The organism is Terriglobia bacterium (assembly GCA_020072785.1).
In the GTDB taxonomy this organism is placed as follows: domain Bacteria; phylum Acidobacteriota; class Terriglobia; order Acidiferrales; family UBA7541; genus Acidiferrum.
This window is the reverse complement of record JAIQGG010000002.1, coordinates 751577-772990: the sequence shown is the minus strand read 5'-3', so window position 1 is coordinate 772990 and position 21414 is coordinate 751577. Positions and strand designations below refer to the sequence as shown.

The following is a 21414-nucleotide window of genomic DNA, read 5'->3' as shown; positions in this document are numbered from 1 at the left end:
CGCGCTGCGTGTTACACTAGGGAATTGCGTGGAAGCGCAAATTCCTGCTGATGGCCAAGACACCCAAAGTCGGATTCGTGAGCCTGGGCTGCCCCAAGAACCTCGTGGACAGCGAGGTCATGATGGGCATCCTCACGCACGGCGGATACGAGCTGACGCCGCGCGCGGACGAGGCCGATGTGCTGGTGGTGAACACCTGCAGCTTCATCGAGGCGGCGCAGAAGGAATCGGTGGACACCATCCTGGAAATGGCCGAGCACAAGAAGTTCGGCGCGGCCAGGAAGCTGATCGTCGCCGGGTGCCTGGTGGAGCGCTTCCGCCAGCAGATTCTGGAGCAGATTCCGGAAGTGGACGCGGTGGTGGGCACGGGCGAAGTGGAGCGCATCCTGGAAGCGGTGCGCGGCGACCTGCGCGTGCTGCCCGCGGCGGCGCCCGCGTTTCTCTACCACGATCTGACGCCGCGCGTCGTCACCACGCCGCGCCACGCCGCCTACATCAAGATCGCCGAGGGCTGCGATCATCCCTGCACCTTCTGCATCATTCCGCAGCTGCGCGGGAAGTTCCGCAGCCGGCGCTTCGAATCGGTGGTGCGCGAGGCGGAAAACCTCGCGGCGGGCGGCGCGCGGGAGATCACCCTGATCGGGCAGGATACGACTTCTTACGGCGAAGACCTCGGCCTGCGCGACGGCCTGGCGCAATTGCTCGAAAAGCTGGCGCAGGTGGGCGGCGAAGCCGGTCTGCTCTGGGTGCGCTTCCTCTACGCCTATCCCAACCGCGTGACCCAGAAGCTGCTGGACACGCTCGCGGCGCAGCCGCGCCTCGCCAAGTACATGGACATGCCGCTGCAGCACGCCAGCCGCAACCTGCTGGCGCGCATGAAGCGCGGGTCCAACGGCGAAGCCTTCCTCAAGCTGCTGGAACGCATTCGCGCGACGATTCCCGGCGTGGCCTTGCGCACCTCGTTCATCGTCGGCTTCCCCGGCGAGACCTCCGCTGATTTCGACGAACTGTGCGCTTTCGTGCGCGCTGCGGAGTTCGACTGGATGGGCGTGTTCGAATATTCCGACGTGGAGACCGCGGCGAGCGCCGCGCTCGGCGGTAAAGTGGACGCCGCGACGATGGCCGGCCGCCGCGGCCAGTTGATGGCCCTCCAGAAGCAGATTTCCCGCAAGAAACTGCGCGCCTTCAAGGGCCAGACGCACACCGCCCTGGTCGAGGGCCCTTCCGCGGACAATCCGCTGGTCTGGGAAGCGCGCCTCGAAGGCATGGCCCCGGACATTGACGGCAAACTCTACCTCACGGACATCGAAGTGCGCGGCGCAGCCGCCGAGGCCGGCGACGCTGTGCGCGTGGAGATCACCAAGACCGACGCTTACGACCTGATCGCCCGCGTCCTGGAGATTCTGCCCCGCCCCGCAGCCCGCGCCGCCCAGGCCGTCAGCGCAACGCCGCCTCCTCCGCCCGCCGAGAAGCTGCACCGCATCTCCACCGGCGCACCCCTCCGCGTTCTCGGCTAAATCGCGTTATAGTGTCAGTCGAAGAGAGTTCGTCACAGACGGGCGATGCGGAATTTTTCTGCGCCTCTGGGGTTCGGAACTTTAGCGCAGAGCTGTAGCCGCGGTCTTAAGACCGCGGGCCTTTTCGATCGAAACCGAGGAGCAGACCCCGCCCTCTGAAGAGGGCGGCTACAACACCTGAGACATGAAACACCGGTGCCCCATCTGCAAGAAACCCACGGACTCCGACAAGGACGCCGACTTCCCCTTCTGCAGCGAACGCTGCCGGGAGATCGATCTCGGTCACTGGGCCAGCGAAAAATACGTCGTCTCCGAACCGGTTTTCGACGAAGAGGATCTCGAAGAGAAACCCAAACCGAATGAATCCGAACACTGACACCCCGGCCACGGACGCGCCGCCCTCTGAAGTGCCGGAAGCCGCACCGCGCAAGAAACCGCGCCTGGCCCTCGCCCTCGCAACAGGCCTAGGCGTCGGTTACGCTCCCAAAGCCCCCGGCACGTTTGGCTCGATCGTTGGTGTAGCGCTAACAGTATGCGTGCTGCACCTGGGATGGCGATTGTCTTCTCTTCTGGATTCCGGCGTGATCCCCGGTTTTCGAAATCAACCGTCCTCCGCACTCCCATTTGTCTTTCTTCCATCACTTGTGCTGCTCCTTGTTGCAGGGATCGGCGTGTGGAGCGCGGCGCGAGTTGCGAAGTATGCGGGAATTGAGGATCCGCAGTCCGTGGTGATTGATGAAGTTTCCGGCCAGCATCTCGCGCTACTTCTCGGCGGCGGGCCCTTCGCGCTCCTGCACTGGAAAACCCTCTTGCTGGGTTTTATACTTTTTCGCGTGTTCGACATCTGGAAGCCGTTTCCGGCGCGGCAACTGGAAAAACTTCCCGGCGGCTGGGGTATCATGGCCGATGACTGGATGGCGGCCGTGTACGCCGCGCTGGTATTGCGCCTGGTGCTGCACCTGGGCCTGATCTGAAACCAACCATGAAATTCGGAGACACGGCGGCAAAGAACGGCATTCCGCGGATCGAGCGCGTCACGCCCGCGGCCGCCATTCCCGGCGGCGAAATCTCCATCCTGGGCAGCGGCTTTTCCACGCGCAGCCACGCGCGGCCCCTGGTGCGTTTCGGCGAGGCCGAGGGCGGGCTGCTCCTGGCTGCGGAAAAGCGCCTGATCGCGCGCGTGCCGGAGGGAGCCAGCGGCGGCACGGTGCGCGTCTCCACGGGCGCCGCGGAGAGCCGGCCGCATCCCCTCGCCATCGGCGTGCAGGTGGCGGACAATCTGCACCCCGTGGCCAACCCCGCGGTGGACCCCGAGGGCAACATCTACGTGACCTTCAGCGGGCCGCGCGGGCAGCGCGTGCCGGTCTCGCTCTACAAGATCACCGCCAACTACAGCATCAAGCCGTTCCTCACTTCGCTGATCAATCCCACGGGGCTGGCGCTGGACCGCGCCGGAGATCTCTTCGTCACCTGCCGCCACGACGGCACGGTGCACCGCATCACGCCGGACGGGCGCGCCGAACAGTGGATCGAGGGCATGGGCATCGCCACTGGGCTGGCCTTCGACCACGCCGGAAATCTCTACGTCGGCGACCGCAGCGGCACCATCTTCAAGATCAGCCCGGAGCGCGAGATCTTCGTCTTCGCCACGCTGGAGCCTTCCATCTCCGCCTATCACCTGGCGTTTCACCCTTCCGGCGAGCTCTACGTCACCGGGCCGACCACCTCCAGCTTCGACCGCGTCTACCGCATCACCCGCGGCGGCGAGGTGCACACGTTTTATCGCGGGCTGGGCCGCCCGCAGGGGCTGGCCTTCGATCGCGACTTGAATCTCTACGTGGCCGCGTCGCACGGCGGCCGCCGCGGCATCGTGCGCCTCACCCCGCAGGGCCAGCCCGAACTGGTGTTGAGCGGCCCGGGCGTGGTCGGCCTGGCGTTGCAGCCGGGTGGCCGCGCCATCATCGCCACCACCGGCGAACTCTACACCTTGGACTGGGACGTCTTCGGCCTGCCGCTTCCTGGATCGGCGCAAGCATGAAAGCGGAAATCATCGCCGTGGGTTCGGAGATGCTCACCCCGGACCGCGTGGACACCAACTCGCTCTTCCTCACCGAGGAGCTGAACAAACTGGGCATCGAGGTGGTGCGCAAGACGATTGTGGGCGACGACCGCCAGCTGCTCGCCGACGCTTTTCGCGGCGCCTTGCAGCGCGTCGAGCTGGTGATCACCTCAGGCGGGCTGGGCCCCACCGAAGACGACCTGACGCGCGAAACGCTGGCCGGCCTGCTCGGGCGCCAGCTGCGCCGCGACGAGGCCATCGTGCGCGCCATCGAAGCGCGCTTCCGCAGCTTCGGCCGGGAGATGCCGCCGGTCAACGTGCGCCAGGCCATGGTGCCGGAAGGCGCGGAGGCCCTGGACAATCCGCGAGGCACCGCGCCGGGTCTGTGGCTCGAGGACGCCGGGCGGATGATCGCGCTGCTGCCCGGGCCGCCGCGCGAGCTGAAGCCCATGTTCCTGGAACAGATCGTGCCGCGGCTCCTGCGGCGCATCTCCGGCGTGCGCATGTTCCACCGCGAGCTGCGCGTGGCGGGCATGGGCGAATCGCACGTCGAGCAGCTCATCGCCCCCATCTACAAGCGCTACACGGACGTGAACACCACGGTGCTGGCCGCGCCGGGCGAAGTGCAGATCCACCTGCGGCTGTGGACCGGCGACGCCCGGCACGCCGAAAAGACGCTCGGCGAAATCACCGAGGGGCTGCAACTGGCGCTCGGCGAGCGCCTCTTCACCACCACGGGCGAATCGCTCGAGGAGGTCGTGGCGCAGCTGCTCATGATGAACAACGCCACCATCGCCGCGGCGGAAAGCTGCACCGGCGGCCTGGTGGCCCAGCGGCTGACCAGCCTCGCGGGCAGCTCGGCCTATTTTCTCGGCGGCGTGGTTTGCTACAGCAACGAACTGAAAACCGCGTGGGTGAATGTCCCTGCGGAAACGATCCAGACCAAGGGCGCGGTCAGCTCCGAGGTGGCCATCGCCCTGGCCGAAGGCATCCGCCGCAGCGTGGGCAGCACGCTCGGCCTGGGCATCACCGGCATCGCCGGGCCCGGCGGCGGCTCGGAAGAAAAGCCCGTGGGCACGGTGCACATCGGGCTGGCCAGCGCCGCCGGCGTCAAGGAGCGCTCCCTGCTCTTCCCCGGCGACCGCGAAGGCATCCGCTGGCAGGCTTCCCAGATCGCGCTGGACATGGTGCGCGTGCATTTCCTCTACAGCGGCTCCGCGAAAGGATCCTTGAAGGCCACGGGCAAAGAGCCCGGGCGAGGCTGACGCGATGCGCCTCTTTGTTGCGCTGGAGATTCCCGCGGGAGTGCGCGAGAATCTGGCGGCGCTGATCCGGGAGCTGCGGCCGCTGGCGCCGCAGGCGCGCTGGATCCGCGCGGAGAATCTTCACGTGACCCTGAAATTCATCGGCGAAACGGCGCCGGAGAAACTGGACGCCATCCGCGCTGCGCTCTCTTCCGTGCGCGGCCCGGGACCCATCGCGCTGGACTTCCGCGGACTGGGCTTTTTCCCCGACGAAAAGCGGCCGCGCATCTTCTGGGCGGACATCGCCGTGGGTCCGGAGGAAAAGGCCATGGCGCGGCTGGCGCGTGGCATTGAAGACAGTCTCGAGCCGCTGGGCATCGCGCGCGAGCAGCGCAACTTTTCGGCGCACCTGACGCTGGCCCGCTTTCCGCAGGGGCCGGGCAATATCGAAAAACTGCGGGCCGCCGCGCACGAACGCGCCGCGCTGAGCTTCGGGCAACACACGGCGCGCGAATTCTGCCTTTTCGAGAGCGACCTGCAGCCCGCCGCAGCGAAATACACGCGCCTGGCGGCGTATCCTCTCGACCGGGAGGAGGGCTAGCCGCGCATGGACCGCACTTTCCTGCTCTACCTGGCCATTCCCCTCGCGGGCTACCTGCTCGGCTCCATCCCTTTTGGCCTGCTGCTGGGCAAGCTGTTTGGCGGCCAGGACGTGCGCCGCGTGGGCAGCGGCAATATCGGCGCGACCAACGTGGCCCGCGCCGCCGGCGCCGCCGCGGGCATCCTGACGCTGCTCCTCGATACCGCCAAGGGCGCCCTGCCGGTGTGGCTGGCGGCGCATTTTGCCGGCGAATCCGCCATCTGGATGATCCTTGCCGGGCTGGCGGCAATCGCCGGACACTGCTTCCCGGTGTGGCTGGGGTTTCGCGGCGGAAAAGGCGTGGCTTCCGCCGCGGGCGTCTTCTTCGTGCTCTGCCCGCTGGCGATGAGCGCCGCGATCGTCCTGTTCATCCTCGTGGTGGTTTTCTGGGGCTACGTGTCGCTGGGCTCGATCGCCGCCGCCGCAGCCATGCCCCTGCTGGTCTATCTCTTCTGGGCGCCGCACCACGCGCCGCCGCTTAGCGTGAGTTTCGGCACGCTGCTGGCCGCGCTGCTGATCATCTGGAAGCACGAAGGCAACATCCGCCGCCTGCTGGCAGGCGAAGAGCCGCGCTTTGTGCTGCGCCGCCGCAAGAACGGCGAGGACAGTTGACCGCTTCGCGGTCACACTTGAAATGACGCAGATCGCCATCCTCGGAGGCGGGAGCTGGGGCACGGCGCTGGCCATCCTGCTGGCGCAGAACCCCAAGGGGCACGGCGTCTCGCTGTGGGTGCACGACCCGGCGCTGGCCGCAGCCATGCGCCGCGATCGCGTCAACGCCGTCTATCTGCCGGGCTGGGCGATCCCACCCGGGGTGCGTGTCACGCCGGAGGCTGGCGAGGCGCTGGCTGGCGCGCGCATCGTGCTCGGGGTGATGCCCTCGGCGCACGCGCGCAGCGTTTATACGCTGGCGCTGCCGCATCTCCAGCCGGAAATGGCCTTCGTCAGCGCCACCAAGGGCCTCGAGCCGCGCACCCACGCGCGCATGAGCGAAGTCCTCGCGCAGGTCGTCTCGCCGAAGTTTGTTCCGCGCATCGCGGTGCTCTCCGGGCCGTCGTTTGCCGCGGAGGCCGTGCGCGGCGACCCCACGGCGGTGGTGCTGGCTTCGCGCGACACGGCGCTCGCGGCCACCCTGCAGGAGGAACTCTCCGGGCCCGCCTTCCGGCTGTACACCAACGACGACGTTCGCGGCGTGGAATACGCCGGGGCCATGAAGAACGTCATCGCCATCGCCGCCGGAGCCTGCCAGGGCCTGGGACTGGGCTCCAACTCCCTGGCGGCGCTGATCACCCGCGGCCTTGCGGAGATGACCCGGCTGGCCGTGGCCCTGGGAGCGCAGCCGGAAACGCTGAGCGGCCTCGCCGGGCTGGGCGATCTGGTCCTCACCTGCACGGGAGCGCTCAGCCGCAACCGCCACATCGGGGTGGAGCTGGGCAAAGGCCGGGCGCTGGGCGAAATCCTTGCCGGAATGCGCATGGTGGCCGAGGGCGTGCACACCACCGACGCCCTGCGCGAACTGGCGCACCGTCCGGGCGTGGAGCTGCCCATCACCGAGCAGGTCTACGCCATCCTGCACGGGCAGCGCTCACCGCGTGAGGCCATCCGCGCGATCATGGAACGCCCGCTCAAACACGAATAGAGCGCGCGGCGCGGGGCGTTGCGATGGTACCAAAGTGCTAGTTGGAAAACGGTGACACGCCCTGGAACTGCCGCCCCACCTTCTCCGCGGGTTGCGTAGAATAAGAGGCGGTATGGCCGAAATCCTCGTTCGCGGTTGGAAGAAATTGCGCTCGGGACGCGTGCGCATTTTGTGGCTCGTGCTGGGCGCGATGCTGCTGGTCAGCGCCTTGCCCCTGGGCCTCTATCACCGCCAGGTGCTGCAGCTCAGCGAGGGCAAGCTGGTGGACACCGAGCGTGTCCAGCAGAGCGAGCTGACGCGCTCGCTCGCCGACGAAATCAATTTGTTCGATTCCAACCTGACGCAGCAGCTGATCAGCCAGCGGCAGATCCTCATGCTGACCGGGCTGATCCAGAACGTGGAAGACCCCGAAGCGCAGCCCAAGGTGACGCGTCTGCTGGAAAATTTCGTCGCCAGCAATCCGAGCACCTTCATCTACCTGACCGCCGTGGGCCGCACGGGAAAAGGCACGGGCGCGTCGCCGGGCAATTTCCGGCCGGACCAGGATCCCTTCGTGAACAAGGCGCTGCAGCGGGCCTTCGAAACCTGCGTGCAGTCGCTGAAGTTCCGCAGCGACCCGCTGGCGCTGGGGCAGGATAACCGCCCGGCATTCGTCATCGCCTTGCCCCTGAAGGTGGGCGACGAATTCACGGGGATGCTGGCCGCAGTGGTCTCGCTGGATCCCCTGCTGCGCCGCCTGAAGGAAACCAGCGTGCGCGGCCGCGTCGTTTTTGTCGTGGACCACTACGGCCACGTCGTCGCCCATCCCAGTCAGGGCGACTTCGTGCCGGGCACCGATCTCAGCGCCATGTCCACGATCGTCGGCCAGGTGCGCTCGCTGCCGCAGGAGCTGCGCGCCACGGAAACCATGCGCTTCTCGGAGAAGGACAAGAGCCACTCCATTGAGATGATCGGCACTTACAGCACGCTGCCGGAAGTGGACTGGGCGGTGATCGCCCAGCGCAGCCTGGCCCAGGCCCGGGAAGACGCCGGGGTGAAGGAGTTGAACCGCCAGGCGCTCATCTTCGTGGTCATCGTGACCCTGGCGGCCATCCTCGTCGGATACTTTTTTGCCGTGGGCATCAGCCAGCCCATCCGCAGCCTCGCGGAATCCACGCGCGCCATCAGCCGCGGAGAATTCCACCAGCGCACGCCGGTGCGCGGCGCCGAGGAAATCAGCGAACTCGCCGAAACCTTCAACAAGATGGCCGGGGACATCGAGGAGTACATCGAGCGGCTGAAGGAAGCCGCCGAGGAAAACCGCGAACTCTTTCTCGGCTCCATCCGCATGCTCGCCGCGGCCATCGACGAAAAGGACCCCTACACCCGCGGTCATTCCGGCCGCGTGGCCAAGTATTCCATGCTCATCGCCCAGGAGCTGGGCCTGAACGCCGCGGACCTCGACCGCCTGAGCATCTCCGCATTGCTCCACGACGTGGGGAAGATCGGCGTGGACGACCGCGTGCTCAAAAAGCCCGGCGCGCTGACCTCGGAAGAATTCGACCTGATGAAGCAGCACACCGTCAAGGGCGCCAACATCATGCGCCCGGTCTCCCAGCTCAAGGAGATGCTCCCGGGCATCGAGCTGCACCACGAGCACATGGACGGGCGCGGCTATCCCTACGGCCTGCAGGGGACCCAGATCCCCCTGATGGCGCGCATCATCGCCGTGGCCGACACCTTCGACGCCATGACCACCAACCGCCCCTACCAGTCGGCCATGGAGACTGACTTCGCCCTGGGTAAGATCAAGGCCCTGGCGGGCACCAAGTTCGACGGCTCCATCGTCCACGCCCTCGAAACCACCATCCACAAGGGCAAGCTGAAGCTCACCGCCGTCGAAGTGCAGGTGTAACGGCGGATTTATCGCCTCATTTGGCGGCGGAAAGCGGCCGCCACGGCAAAGGTACCCGCTGCCGCCCGCCCTTTCCGTTCCCCGCCCTCCCTCTTCTGCTACAATTTTGGTTTACCCCTGCAGGCGCAGAGACAACTGTATGATTTCGCTCTTCGGAAAAAAAGACCAGCAGGACGCGTCACTGCTCGACCGCCTGAAACAGTCGGTGAGCAAGACGCGCGCCGCGCTTTCCACCAAAGTCGAGGAGATCTTCCGCGGCGAGCGGCAGATCAGCCCCGCGCTGCTGCAGAAGCTGGAGACGGCGCTGCTGGCCGCGGACCTGGGCGTGGGCACCACGCGCGAGATCCTGGAAGCGGTGCGCGAAAAGATGGACCGTGCGGCACTGGCCGACGCCGCGCAGGTCAAGCGCGAAATCAAGCAGCAGATTCTGCGCATTCTAACCCCGGCCGCGGGTGCGGGCGCCGCGAATGGCGCCAGCGGCGAAGGGCCGCGCGTGCTCTTCATCGTCGGCGTCAACGGCGCGGGCAAGACCACTAGCATCGGCAAGCTCGCCAACCGCCTGCGCCAGGAGGGCCGCAGCGTGCTCCTGTGCGCCGCGGACACCTTCCGCGCCGCGGCCATCGAACAGCTGGAGATCTGGGCGCAGCGCAACGCCGTGGAAATGATCCGCCAGAAGCCCGGCGCGGACCCTGCCGCGGTCGTCTTCGACGCCGTGGCCGCCGCCAAATCCCGCGCCGTGGATGCGGTCATCGTGGACACCGCCGGGCGCCTGCACACCAAATCGAACCTGATGGCCGAGCTCGAGAAGATGAAACGCACCGCGGCAAAAGTCATCCCCGGCGCGCCGCATGACGTCTTGCTCGTCCTCGACGCCACCACCGGGCAGAACGGCCTGGCGCAAGCCCGCGAATTCACCGCCGCCGTCGGCGTCACCGGCATCATCCTGACCAAGCTGGACGGCACGGCCAAGGGCGGCATCGTCGTGGCCATCGCCCGCGAGCTGGGCCTGCCCATCCGCTTTGTCGGCACCGGCGAGCAGATCGGCGACCTCGTGCCCTTTGACGCGGCGGCCTACGTCGATTCGCTTTTCGACTGACTGAGACGGCTACGCAAACAATGGACCGCTACGACATTCCGTTTATGGAGCGTGCGCTGGCCCTGGCGCGCAAGGGCGCCGGCCTCGCCAGCCCCAACCCCATGGTGGGCGCGGTGATCGTGCGCGACGGCGAGCTCGTCGGCGAAGGTTCCCATCAGTACCAGGGGCGCGACCACGCCGAAATCATCGCCCTGAAAGCGGCGGGCGAGAAGGCCCGCGGCGCCACCCTCTACGTCAGCCTCGAGCCCTGCTGCCACACCGGCCGCACCGGGCCCTGCACCGGCGCCATCCTCGCCGCGGGCATTCGCCGCGTCGTCGCCGCCATGCAGGACCCTAACCCCGCCGTGGCCGGCCAGGGCTTCGAGCAACTGCGCGCCGCGGGCGTGGAAGCCGATGGCGGCGTTCTCGAAGAGGACGCGCAGCGCCTGAACGAGCCCTTCGCCTGCTGGATCCGCACCAGGCAGCCGATGGTCACGCTGAAATCGGCGCTGACGCTGGACGGCCAGCTGGCTTTGCCGCAAACCAGGAAGAAGCAGAAAAGCTCCACGTGGATCACCAGCGAGGAATCCCGCGCTGAAGTCCACCGCATGCGCCACGCGAGCGACGCCCTGCTCACCGGCGTCGGCACGGTCCTCGCCGACGATCCACTGATGACCGACCGCAGCGGCCTGGACCGCCGCCGGCGCCTGCTGCGCGTCGTCCTCGATTCCAAGCTGCGTCTGCCGCTTGCCTCGCGCCTCGTGGAAACCGCCGGCGACGACCTGCTGGTCTTCACCCTGGCCCCGCGCGGCACGGCCCGCGTAAAGCGCCTCGAGCGCGCCGGCGTGGAAGTGCTCACCCTGCGCGCCCCTGCCAGATCGCCCGGGCGCATCCCCCTGCGGAAGGTGCTGCAGGAGCTGGGCCGCCGCGATATCCTGAGCGTGCTGCTGGAAGCGGGCAGCGAGCTGAACGGCGCGGCCCTGGCCGCCGGCATCGTGCACAAATTGGTGCTCTTTTACGCGCCCAAGCTCGCCGGGGAAACCGGCGTGCCCTTCGCCCGCGCGAAAAACCTGGCGCTTCCGCCGCTCGCCAAGGTGCGCCTGCGGCAGTTCGGTCCGGACTTTGCCATCGAGGGATACCTGCGCGATGTTTACGGGAATCATTGAGCACACCGGCACGATCGAAACGCTGAAGCTCACGGGCGAAGGCGGGCGGGTGACGATTCACGCCCCGGCCGTGGCCCCGCGGCTGGCCATCGCCAATTCCATCGCCGTGAACGGCTGTTGCCTCACCGTCATCGCCTGCGACCCGCAGCGCTTTTCCGCGGACCTCTCTGGCGAGACCATCCGCAAAACCTCCTTTGGCGAGCTGCAGCCCGGCGCGCGCGTCAATCTCGAGCAGCCCCTCACCGCCGGCAAGGAGTTCGGCGGCCATTTCGTGCTGGGCCACGTGGACGGCGTCGGCCGCGTCACGCACCTTACTCCCGAAGGCGAAAACTTCTGGTGGGGCGTCGAAGTCCCGAAAGAGTTCGCGCGCTACATCGTGCCCAAGGGCTCGATCACCATCGACGGCATCAGCCTCACCGTCGCCCGCTGCGGCGCCCGCATCGCCGAGATTGCCGTCATCCCCTATACTCACGCGCACACCAACATCCGCGACCGCCAGCCCGGCGATCCCGTCAACCTCGAAGGCGATGTCCTGGGAAAATACGTGGAGCGCTACCTGCAAGCCCGCAATGCGGCTCCCGAGTCAAAGCTCACCATCGATAAGTTAATGGAAGAAGGCTTTTGAAGATTCGACCGGCTCTCTTCACGAGCCGCCAGTCGCTTCTTCCCGTTTCTTCGCCCGCGCCCCGCGCCAGTACAGCGCCAGGCCGATCCCCACGGCAATGGCCGAGCCGCCCAGCAGCTTCACTTCGAAGAGCAGCTTGTTCGTCGTTTCGCCCGGCGGAATCATCGAAAACAGGATGCTCGCCAGCGTCACCGTAAAGCCCAGCCCGCCGCACAGCCACACCCCGAACTTCCCGCCGGGCACCAGCACATGGTGCTCGTTCTCCCCGCGGTCTTTGCGCGCCGCCAGCTTGATCACTGCCGCGTACATGTACAGAAACGGAATGAAGTACAGGATCACCGCGGCATCCACCAGAATCTGATAGGAACTGTTCGCCGTCTCATTGATCTGGCTCAGCAGCAGCACGAGTCCCGTAATTCCCGCCTGCACCAGGATCGCGATATAGGGCGTCCGCCAGCGCGGGTGAATCTTTCCGAACGCGGAAGGCAGATAGCGGTCCACGCCCACCACAAACGGCACGCGCGAAACCCCGGCCACCGTCGTGCCGATGCCGCCCGCATTTCCCACCGCCGCCAGCAGCGCCGCAAACATGCCCACGATCCCCACCTTCAGGATCCCGGTGCCGACCGCCAGCGCCTGGAACACCCCGGATTTCGCGTCCACCTGCATATCCTGCAGGAGCATCAGCAGGGCGACAGTGGCCGCAATGTAAATCCCGGCGATGAGCACTCCCGAGCCCAGAATGGCGCGGGCCAGCGTGCGCCGCGGTTCGCGGATCTCGTCGCTCATTGCCGAGACCAGCTCCAGCCCCGTAAACGCAAAGGCGATCTGCGACCAGAAGTTCACCGTATCCCAGTTCCACACCGGCAGAATGTTGTGCATGGTGAAATGCGTGACCGACCCGTGGCGCCACCGCACCACAATCGCGGTCAGCACCAGCAGCAGCAGCGGCAGATAGGTGCCCACGCCGCCGGCGTTCTGCAGCCATTTGCCGATATTCAGCCCTATCAGGTTCAGCGCCACCGCCACAAACAGCAGCACGAAGGAGCCCCACAGAAGAAATGTGCGGCTCTGCGCCAGGTACCCAAAGGAATTTCCGCCCACGTACGCGGCCATCGCCGCGCTCGCCAGCAGCAGCCCCGGAAAATAGAAAAACGTATAGACCCAGTAGGTCCAGCCGGCCACAAAGCCGTGGAAATCCCCGAACGCTTCCTTGGACCAGACGTACAGCCCGCCCTCGTGCGGAAAGCGCGTGGACAACTCGGTGATGACCAGCGCCGTGGGCACGAAAAAGAAGAGCGCGGCGATGACCCACAGGCTGATCGAGGAGGCGCCGTTGTGGGCCGCGGCCGCAATCCAGCGCGGCCCCAGCACCGCCGCAATATTGAACAGCAGCACGTCCCAGAAGCCCATCGTGCGGCGCAGTTGCGGCGCCGCTTCCCCGGTGGTGGAGGCTGGATGGCTCACACGGTCACGTCCAGTGCGGGGATCAGTTCGTCCTGCATGCGGAAATTGCGGAGAAACGCGTCCGGGGAGCCTTCGAACTCTTCCCACGGGCCGAAAAAGGAGACCCGGCCTTCCTGCAGGAAGACCACCCGGTCGGCGAGCTTCTTCGCCAGGTGCGTGTCGTGGGTCACCACGATGGAAGTCTTGTGGAAGCGCTCCTTGAGCCGCAGGATCAGGTCGCTCATGTGCGAAACCATGATGGGGTCCACCATGGTGGTCGGCTCGTCGTAGAGTATCGCCTCGGGATCCTGCGCCAGCGCGCGGGCCATGGCCACGGCGCGCTTCGTGCCCGTGGAAAGCTCCGAGGGCAGCTTGTCGAGCACGTCGGCGACCTCCAGCATCTCCGCCAGTTCCTGCACGCGCGCTTCGATGGCTTCGTCGTCCAGCTCTTTCTTGCTGGCCAGCGGAAAAGCGATGTTTTCGCCGACGGTCAGCGAATCGAAAAGCGCGCCGGACTGAAAGACCATGGTCACCTTGGAGCGCACGCGCATGAATTCCTCTTCGGAAAATTGCGTCACGTCTTCGCCGTCCACCAGGATCTGCCCGGAATCGCCGTGCAGAAAGCCCATGATGTGCTTCAGCGCGACCGATTTGCCGACGCCGCTGCGCCCCATGATCACGCAGGTCTCCCCGCGCCGCACCGTGAAGCTCACATGGTCCAGCACCAGATGGTCGTCGAACGATTTGCAGACGTCGCGGAACTCGAAGAAGACCTCGCTCACGGCTTGTTCTCTTCCCCTCCGGCGCGGATGCGCGCGTACTCCGCGGCCGTATTCATGTTCAGGAACAAACGCCCCGCGCTATCAAACCGTTTCCAGTGCCCCTCGTCAAGGACTTCCATCCGCACGCGTTCGAGCGCGGCCATGATCTTGCGCACCCCGCCCTCCAGCAGCGCCGCCAGCGCCGGCCCGGCGTCCGTGCGGTAGCAGGCGCACAGCGGTTCGGGGCCTTCGGCGGAAACCGGCAGGACCGCCTGCGCGCCGCTCTTGCGCGCATAGTCCACGAGATAGCTCAGCCACTCCCCGCTCAGAAACGGCAGATCGCAGCCGAGCACCAGGTTCCACTCGCAGCCGGGCAGCGTCTCCGCGGCATGCAGCAGCGCCGTGGCGATCCCCCCGAGCGGCCCCGCGCCGGGCCAGCGGTCCGCCACGATGCGCACCCCCAGCCCCGCGTAGCGCTCCGCCGGCGCCACCACCGACGCCGCTCCCGCCACTTTCTCGACCAGCGCCGTCATGCGCAGCAGCAGGGGCTGGCCCTCCAGCTTGGCCAGCGCTTTATCGCTGCCAAAGCGCGTGCTGCCCCCGCCGGCCAGGACGTAGCCGGCCAGCGCCGCCGCAGCAAACTTTGCCTCACCGCTCACGTCCGCCTACTCCTCTTCCCCCGCGTCGGCAGCCTCGTGCCCGGGGCGCCGGATGCCCAGCTCGCGCAGCTTTTCCTGCAGGCTCTGGCGATGCAGCCCGATGGCCGCCGCCGTGCGCGACACGTTCCACCTGCGCTCCGCCAGCTGCCGCGTCAGATAGGCGATCTCGAACTTGCGCTTGGCTTCCCGGAAATCCGTCTCCCCCAAGCCGGCCTCCCCGGCGCCCCCGCCGGGTTTCGCGGTGAGCGGCTCGCCGCGCACGATCTCCCCGGGCAGGTCGTCCACGGCAATTTCCGCGCCGCGGCACAACACCAGGCTGCGCTCCAGCGCGTTCTTCAGTTCGCGGACGTTGCCGGGCCAGTCGTAGCGCTCCAGCGCGGCCAGCGCCTCGCGCGTCAGCTGCGCGCCGCGCCCCAGCCGCGCCGCGTGCAGCCGCAGAAAGGACTCCGCCAGCAGCGGAATGTCTTCCTTGTGCGCGCGCAGCGGCGGCAGCTCCACGGCCACCACGCGCAGCCGGTAGAACAGGTCTTCGCGGAATTTCCCGGCGCGAATCTCCGCCGGCAGGTCGCGGTGCGTCGCGCTGATCACGCGCACGTCCACCGCAATGGCCTGCGTTCCTCCGAGCCGCTCGATAGTGCGGTTTTCCAACGCGCGCAGCACCTTGGCCTGCGTCACCGGATTCATGTCCCCGATCTCGTCCAGAAACAGCGTGCCCCCCGTGGCCTGCTCGAATTTGCCCTTCTTCTGCTGCGCCGCTCCGGTGAACGCCCCGCGCTCGTAGCCGAACAGCTCCGATTCGATCAGCGTTTCCGGCAGCGCCGCGCAGTTCACCGCCACGAACGGCCGGCCCGCGCGCGGCGAACGGTTGTGAATCTCCTGCGCCAGCAGGTCCTTGCCCGTGCCGCTCTCCCCCAGGATCAGCACCGTGGAGTCGGTGGGCGCCACGCGGTCGGCCACCTCGAAGGCCCGGCGCATCTCCGCCGCGCGCCCCAGCATCGGCCCGAACTGCCCTTCGCCGGCCAGTTGCTGGCGCAGCCGCGCATTTTCCTGCTCCAGCGAGCAGAGCTTGAGCAGGTTGGCCACGCGCTGCCGCAGTTCGTCCAGCTCGAAGCCTTTCACCAAATAGTCCGCCGCGCCCAGCCGCAGCGCTTCCACCGCGGTCCTGGCCGTGTCCAGCGCGGACACCATCAACACCGGCACTTCGCTGCCCTGCTCGCGCAGCCAGCGCAGAAACGACAGACCGTCTTCTCCCGGCAAAATCGCATCGAGCAGAATCAGATCGGGCTTCTCCCGCGGCAGCGCCGCGCGCGCCGCTTCCACGGAATCGGCCTCCGCGATGCGGTAGCTGCTTTCCAGCGCCCGCCGCAACCCGTAGCGCGCCGCCGGTTCGTCGTCCACGATGAGAATCGTCTTCATGGCTTCCCCCGGTTCCCCGCTGTGGATTTCCCCGCTTCTTCCTGCGCCAGCGGCAGCGTCACGCGAAACCGCGTGCCGCGCCCGTTCGCCGCGGGACTCTCCCACTCCAGCCGCCCCCCCGATTCCGCCACCCGCCGCGAGACGATCGCCAGGCCCAGCCCCGTGCCGTGCGCCTTGGTGGTAAAAAAAGGCTGCAGCACGCGGCTGCGCAGCACCGCCGGGATGCCCGGGCCGTCGTCCTCCACGCTCAGCACCGCATGGCCGTTCTCCGCGGTCAGGCGCAGCGCCACGTGCCCGCCCTTCGGCGCCGCTTCCAGCGCGTTCACCAGCAGGTTGGAAAGTACGTCGCTCAGCGCATCGCGGCTCGCGGTCACCTCCAGCGGCCCCTCCGGGAAACTCGTCTCCAGGGCGACGCCGCGGCCTTCGGCCTCGTGCCGCAGGACGCTCGCGACTTCCTCGCCCACCGAACGGGCGTCGCAGCTCGCCGTCAAACGCTGGCCGCGCACCGCCGGCCGGCTGAACTGCAGCAACTGGCTCAGTTTCGCCGAGAGCCGCCCCACCTCCTCGAGCACCAGGCGCGTCTCCCCGCGCAGCTTCTCCGGCAGCTCTGGGCTTTCCAGCTGCACCTGCAGGATGGTCTTGATCGAGCCCAGCGGGTTTTTCAGGTTGTGCGAGATGCTGGCGGCCATCTGCCCCACCAGCGCCAGCCGCTCGCGTTCCGCCAGTTCCCGCTCCAGCCGCAGCTTTTCTTCGATCAACCGGCACAGGTCCAGCGCCCCCGGCAGCTGTTCGCACAGAAATTCCAGCGCCGCGCAAGTCTCTCCGGAGAGCGCGGCGCCGTGCGGCTGCGCATGCAGGTAGCCGAATACTTCTTCGCCCTGGCGGATGGCAAACTCGCGCTGCGCAAAGGGCAGCACCGCAGGCTCGGGCGCCTCCGGCGCTTGCTCCGCCGTGAACCCCGCGCCGTGGCTGCTCCCCGTCAGTTCCAGGCGCACCGACTCCACCTCAAAAGCCTCCTTGACGCGCTGCTCGATAAAGCGGATCAGCGCGGCGAGGTCGCCTTGCCGGGCTTCCTGCTGAATCTCCGCGGTGAGCCGCTGCAGACGGTCCATTTCCTGGTGCAGCGTGTCGCGCAAGCGGCCGCCGAGCACTCGCTGCAGCGGCTCTACGAAGATCACCAGCATAAACAGCAGCACCGCGGCGGTGGCCTCCGGCGGCAGGATGGGCTCCAGCCACCCGCTTACCCGCCGCACCAGGCTCAGGTAGAGCAGCGCCAGAAACGTTGCCGAGACGGCGTACAGCAGGTTCTTCTGCTGCCCGATTTCCAGGAAGTTGTAACGCTGCACCAGGTAGATCAACACCGCCAGCGGCAAAATCGGCAGCAGCAGCAGCGCCGTGTTCAGCGCCCCGGCCAGGGCCTGATTCGCGGGCCACTGGAAAACGTGCAGGGAGAAGACCAGCGCGGCGCCCATCCCCAGCAGCCCGGCGAGAAAGCGGTGAAATGCGCGCACGGGCGGAAATCCGGCGGCCTCCGCCAGGCGCAGTTCCAGCCCTGTGCAGAACAGCAGGCTAACCCCGAGCCAGAAACTGTATACCCTGCCCAGGCCGTTCCCCGGTTCCAGAAGTCCGAAGCCGTAGCCCGCGGTCAGCCGCGGGTAGGTCTGCACCGCGAAATACAGCCCCGGAAGATACGTCAGGAACAGCCGCAACCGCTTCTTCGTCAGTTGCAGCGGCACCCCCTGGGTCCCCGCGTATTCGGCATGCAGGTGGATGAGAAGCGGCGGCAGGAAACACAGTCCCGCGCTGAGCAGGGTCACGGCGAAAGCCAGCAGCGCCGCTGGCGGCTCCGCATAATGAATCTGCGCATTCAGAGCTAGCAGCGAGCCGCCGTAAAAGGCCAGCAGCGCCAGGCACAGGAAGAACAGCACGCGCTCGAAGTTGCGCTGCCGGCGGTGGCCCAGAATCACCACCATCCAAAACAGCGGCAGGAGCGTTCCAGCCGTGAAGCCGATCAGGCGGATGTAGGGCAAGAGATGCATCGCTCTCCCGCGCGGGGCATGTTGACCGCTTTGCGGTCACAAAGATAGCTGACCGCTTCGCGGTCACAGAAATAGCTGACCGCTTGGCGGTCGCCACGATACAAGGATCAGCCGGATTCTACGCCGGGAAAGAGTGCACGACAACGCCCAAGTGCAAGATTTTCCTTGCACCATTTAAGTCATTCTATTTATGAAGTTTAGTAATGCATTGCCCTGAAAGCGCGGGACCGGCAAGCACTCCGGGTGTCCGCTAAGGACTTGACTTGCAAGGACATTGTGCCTATATTAGCACTCGACTGGGAGGAGTGCTAATCTCTTTCCTCCCGCTCAAATCCCGGTTTTAGATCCGCTTATGGAGGAATGTGCACGATGGCAGTCAATCTGACACCGCTCCACGATCGTGTGATTGTGAAGCGCATTGAAGAAAAAGAGTCCGTCAAGGGCGGCATCATCATCCCGGACACGGCCAAAGAGAAGCCCCAAGAAGGTGAAGTCATCGCAGCCGGCTCCGGCCGCCGCGAGAAGGGCGAATTGATCCCGCTGGATGTGAAGGCGGGCGATCGCGTTCTTTTCGGCAAGTACAGCGGCACGGAGATCAAGATCGAGGACGAAGAGTACCTGATCCTGCGCGAGGACGAGATCCTGGCGAAGCTCAGCGGCGCAGCCAAGGCTGCGTCGAAGAGGTAGCTTTCGTTTTCATCCCAATGCAAGAAACGGTTTTGACCGAATCGAGGAGGAGATAGAGGCATGGCGAAGCAGATTGTAACGGGAGAGAATTCGCGCCAGGCGATTTTACGGGGCGTGAACATTCTCGCAGACGCGGTAAAAATCACCCTCGGCCCCAAGGGCCGTAACGCGGTGATCGAAAAGAAGTTCGGCGCGCCGGTGATCACCAAGGACGGCGTGACCGTAGCCAAGGAAATCGAGCTGCAGGATCCGCTCGAAAACATGGGCGCGCAGATGGTCCGGGAGGTCGCTTCCAAGACCTCCGACGTTGCCGGCGACGGCACGACCACGGCCACCGTTCTGGCGCAGGCCATCTTCCGCGAAGGCGTGAAGACGGTTGCCGCCGGTGCGAGCCCGATGGCCCTGAAGCGCGGCATCGACAAGGCTGTCGAAGCCGCCATCGAGGAGATCAAGCGCCTCTCGCGCGACGTCAAGGGCGACATGATCGCCCAGGTCGGCACGATCAGCGCCAACAACGACAAGCAGATCGGCAGCATCATCGCCGAAGCCATGAAGAAGGTGGGCAAGGACGGCGTCATCACCGTCGAGGAATCGCGCACGATGGAGACCACGCTGGAAGTCGTGGAAGGCATGCAGTTCGACCGCGGCTACCTCTCCCCCTACTTCGTCACCGATCCCGAGCGCATGGAGTGCGTTCTCGAAGACGTGCGCATCCTCATCCATGAGAAGAAGATCAGCTCGATGAAGGACCTGCTTCCCCTCCTCGAGTCCATCGCCAAGATGGGCAAGCCGCTGTTGATCATCGCCGAGGACGTCGAGGGCGAAGCGCTCGCGACCCTGGTGGTGAATAAACTCCGCGGCACGCTGCAGTGCGCGGCCGTCAAGGCCCCGGGCTTCGGCGACCGCCGCAAGGCCATGCTCGAGGATATCGCCACCCTGACCGGCGGCAAGGCCATCACGGAAGATCTCGGGATCAAGCTCGAGAACGTGAAGGTCGAAGATCTCGGGCGCGCCAAGAAGATCACCATCGACAAGGACAACAGCACCATCGTCGAGGGTGGCGGCAAGTCCACGGAGATCGAAGGCCGCGTCAAGCAGATCCGCGCGCAGGTCGAGGAAACCACCTCGGACTACGACAAGGAAAAGCTCCAGGAGCGCCTGGCCAAGCTCGTCGGCGGCGTCGCCGTCATCAAAGTCGGCGCAGCCACCGAGACCGAGCTCAAGGAAAAGAAGGCCCGTGTCGAGGACGCCATGCACGCCACCCGCGCGGCTGTCGAGGAAGGCATTGTTCCCGGCGGCGGTTCGGCCCTGCTGCGCTGCCTCGGCCCGATCGAGAAGCTCAAGCTGCACGATGACGAGGCCGTTGGCGTCAGCATCGTGAGGCGCGCTCTCGAAGAACCCGCCCGCCAGATCGCCCAGAACGCCGGCTGTGAAGGCGCCGTGGTGATCGGCAAGATCCGCGAGTCCAAGGACGAGAACTTCGGCTTCAACGCGGACTCCGGCGAATACGGCGACATGGTCAAGATGGGCGTCATCGACCCGGCCAAGGTCACCCGTTTGGCGCTGCAGAACGCAGCCTCCATCGCGGGCCTGATGCTCACCACCGAAGCGCTCATCGCCGAAATCAAGGAAGACGAAAAGAAGGGCGCCGCTGCCGGCGCTCCCGGCCCGGGCGGCATGGGCGGCATGTACTAGACCGCTCCCTAACTAACCCCATGTACACAAAGGGCGTCCCGGACCACCGGGGCGCCCTTTTCACTTTTGCTGGCGCGTCACAAGTCCCGCCTCCCCACTCGCGCCCCCCGCTTCCTTGCCTCCCGCCCTGTGCTCCGCTATAGTCTTTCTGCCTCATCCTGATTCCAGACGGGGGAGTCCGAACTTATGCCAGGCATTCTGCGGCGCTTTCTTCCACGCCAAGAGGATTTCTACGATCTCTTTGTAAAGCAAGCGGATAACATCCATGGGGGAGCCAAGGCCCTGGTCGAGATGCTTTCGCACTACACCGCCGTGCCCGAGCAGGCCACCAACATCAAGGCCATCGAGCACGCCGGGGATGAAATCACCCACGCCCTCTTCACCAAGCTCAACCAGACCTTCGTCACCCCCTTCGACCGCGAAGACATCCACGAGTTGTGCTCCAAGCTGGACGACGTCCTCGACCTCATCGACGCCGCCGCCGGCCGCTTCGTCCTCTACCGCGTGGCCGCCATTCGCCCCGGCACCGAGGAGCTGGCCAAGATCCTGCTCGACACCACCGCCGAGGTGGTCATCGCCGTGCGCGCCCTGAACAAGCCCGCCTTCGTCCTCAAGCACTGCATCGAGATCAACCGCCTGGAAAACGAGAGCGACCGCCTCTGCCGCAAGCTCATCGCCCAGCTCTTCGATGAAGAGAAAGATCCCGTCCAGATCATCAAATGGAAGGAGATCTTCGAGGTCATCGAGACCGCCGTGGACAAGTGCGAGGACGTCGCCAACGTCATCGAAACCATCACCCTGAAGAGCACCTGACCAGGAGCGAGCTCCGCTATGCCACGACCCATTTCCGTT

Annotated in this window: 20 protein-coding genes; 15 read left to right on the top strand and 5 right to left on the bottom strand. The window is 66.2% G+C overall.

Going from position 1 to position 21414, the window contains the following annotated elements; all coding sequences use genetic code 11:
* The first annotated feature begins 50 nt into the window (after window positions 1-50).
* The 12 genes from rimO (at window position 51) to LAN61_06490 (ending at window position 11859) form a co-directional block, all read left to right on the top strand.
* Window positions 51-1517, top strand: a complete 1467-nt coding sequence (gene rimO / locus LAN61_06545; protein ID MBZ5540165.1) for a 30S ribosomal protein S12 methylthiotransferase RimO — start codon at window positions 51-53, stop codon at window positions 1515-1517.
* A gap of 184 nt (window positions 1518-1701) precedes the next feature.
* Window positions 1702-1893, top strand: a complete 192-nt coding sequence (locus LAN61_06540) for a DNA gyrase inhibitor YacG (GenBank protein MBZ5540164.1) — start codon at window positions 1702-1704, stop codon at window positions 1891-1893.
* Window positions 1877-2491 carry a phosphatidylglycerophosphatase A gene (locus LAN61_06535; GenBank protein MBZ5540163.1) on the top strand — a complete coding sequence of 205 codons (615 nt, stop codon included), beginning with the start codon at window positions 1877-1879 and terminating at the stop codon, window positions 2489-2491. Before LAN61_06540 ends, LAN61_06535 begins: the two co-directional genes overlap by 17 nt.
* An 8-nt stretch (window positions 2492-2499) precedes the next feature.
* Window positions 2500-3555 carry a gluconolaconase gene (locus LAN61_06530; protein ID MBZ5540162.1) on the top strand — a complete coding sequence of 352 codons (1056 nt, stop codon included), beginning with the start codon at window positions 2500-2502 and terminating at the stop codon, window positions 3553-3555.
* Window positions 3552-4841, top strand: a complete 1290-nt coding sequence (locus LAN61_06525) for a competence/damage-inducible protein A (GenBank protein ID MBZ5540161.1) — start codon at window positions 3552-3554, stop codon at window positions 4839-4841. Before LAN61_06530 ends, LAN61_06525 begins: the two co-directional genes overlap by 4 nt.
* 4 nt (window positions 4842-4845) lie before the next feature.
* On the top strand, window positions 4846-5421 hold the full coding sequence (gene thpR, locus LAN61_06520) for an RNA 2',3'-cyclic phosphodiesterase (protein ID MBZ5540160.1): 576 nt from the start codon (window positions 4846-4848) through the stop codon (window positions 5419-5421).
* A 6-nt stretch (window positions 5422-5427) separates the two neighbouring features.
* Window positions 5428-6072 carry a glycerol-3-phosphate 1-O-acyltransferase PlsY gene (gene plsY / locus LAN61_06515; protein MBZ5540159.1) on the top strand — a complete coding sequence of 215 codons (645 nt, stop codon included), beginning with the start codon at window positions 5428-5430 and terminating at the stop codon, window positions 6070-6072.
* Between the two features lie 22 nt (window positions 6073-6094).
* Window positions 6095-7099, top strand: a complete 1005-nt coding sequence (locus tag LAN61_06510) for an NAD(P)-dependent glycerol-3-phosphate dehydrogenase (protein MBZ5540158.1) — start codon at window positions 6095-6097, stop codon at window positions 7097-7099.
* Between the two features lie 112 nt (window positions 7100-7211).
* The gene (locus LAN61_06505; GenBank protein MBZ5540157.1) at window positions 7212-8993 is read left to right on the top strand and encodes an HD domain-containing protein; all 1782 of its coding nucleotides are present in this window, start codon (window positions 7212-7214) and stop codon (window positions 8991-8993) included.
* A 139-nt stretch (window positions 8994-9132) separates the two neighbouring features.
* Entirely contained in the window at window positions 9133-10089 is a 957-nt protein-coding gene (gene ftsY, locus LAN61_06500) for a signal recognition particle-docking protein FtsY (protein ID MBZ5540156.1), read from the top strand.
* A 20-nt stretch (window positions 10090-10109) separates the two neighbouring features.
* Entirely contained in the window at window positions 10110-11234 is a 1125-nt protein-coding gene (gene ribD / locus LAN61_06495) for a bifunctional diaminohydroxyphosphoribosylaminopyrimidine deaminase/5-amino-6-(5-phosphoribosylamino)uracil reductase RibD (GenBank protein ID MBZ5540155.1), read from the top strand.
* Entirely contained in the window at window positions 11215-11859 is a 645-nt protein-coding gene (locus LAN61_06490; protein ID MBZ5540154.1) for a riboflavin synthase, read from the top strand. The genes ribD and LAN61_06490 overlap by 20 nt, the downstream gene beginning before the upstream one ends.
* A gap of 18 nt (window positions 11860-11877) precedes the next feature.
* Here the strand turns inward: LAN61_06490 and LAN61_06485 are convergent, their stop codons facing one another.
* From LAN61_06485 to LAN61_06465, 5 genes are read right to left on the bottom strand one after another with little or no spacing between them, the layout of a single operon-like run.
* Window positions 11878-13326, bottom strand: a complete 1449-nt coding sequence (locus LAN61_06485; protein MBZ5540153.1) for an APC family permease — start codon at window positions 13324-13326, stop codon at window positions 11878-11880.
* Window positions 13323-14087: an ATP-binding cassette domain-containing protein gene (locus LAN61_06480; protein ID MBZ5540152.1), complete on the bottom strand. Its 765-nt coding sequence runs from the start codon at window positions 14085-14087 to the stop codon at window positions 13323-13325. Before LAN61_06480 ends, LAN61_06485 begins: the two co-directional genes overlap by 4 nt.
* The gene (locus LAN61_06475) at window positions 14084-14725 is read right to left on the bottom strand and encodes a molybdenum cofactor guanylyltransferase (GenBank protein ID MBZ5540151.1); all 642 of its coding nucleotides are present in this window, start codon (window positions 14723-14725) and stop codon (window positions 14084-14086) included. The genes LAN61_06480 and LAN61_06475 overlap by 4 nt, the downstream gene beginning before the upstream one ends.
* 6 nt (window positions 14726-14731) lie before the next feature.
* Window positions 14732-16141, bottom strand: coding sequence for a sigma-54 dependent transcriptional regulator (locus LAN61_06470; GenBank protein MBZ5540150.1), 1410 nt, complete (start codon window positions 16139-16141; stop codon window positions 14732-14734).
* A complete protein-coding gene (locus LAN61_06465; protein ID MBZ5540149.1) occupies window positions 16138-18180 on the bottom strand; it encodes a hypothetical protein in 2043 nt (680 codons plus the stop codon). Before LAN61_06465 ends, LAN61_06470 begins: the two co-directional genes overlap by 4 nt.
* 369 nt (window positions 18181-18549) lie before the next feature.
* On the opposite strand from LAN61_06465, the gene LAN61_06460 reads away from it, so the two are divergent.
* The 3 genes from LAN61_06460 to LAN61_06450 all read left to right on the top strand — a co-directional run bounded on the left by LAN61_06460 (window position 18550) and on the right by LAN61_06450 (window position 21375).
* Entirely contained in the window at window positions 18550-18867 is a 318-nt protein-coding gene (locus tag LAN61_06460; protein ID MBZ5540148.1) for a co-chaperone GroES, read from the top strand.
* A gap of 60 nt (window positions 18868-18927) precedes the next feature.
* Window positions 18928-20562: a chaperonin GroEL gene (gene groL / locus LAN61_06455; protein MBZ5540147.1), complete on the top strand. Its 1635-nt coding sequence runs from the start codon at window positions 18928-18930 to the stop codon at window positions 20560-20562.
* 198 nt (window positions 20563-20760) lie between these two features.
* Window positions 20761-21375 carry a DUF47 family protein gene (locus LAN61_06450; GenBank protein MBZ5540146.1) on the top strand — a complete coding sequence of 205 codons (615 nt, stop codon included), beginning with the start codon at window positions 20761-20763 and terminating at the stop codon, window positions 21373-21375.
* Window positions 21376-21414: the final 39 nt, after the last annotated feature.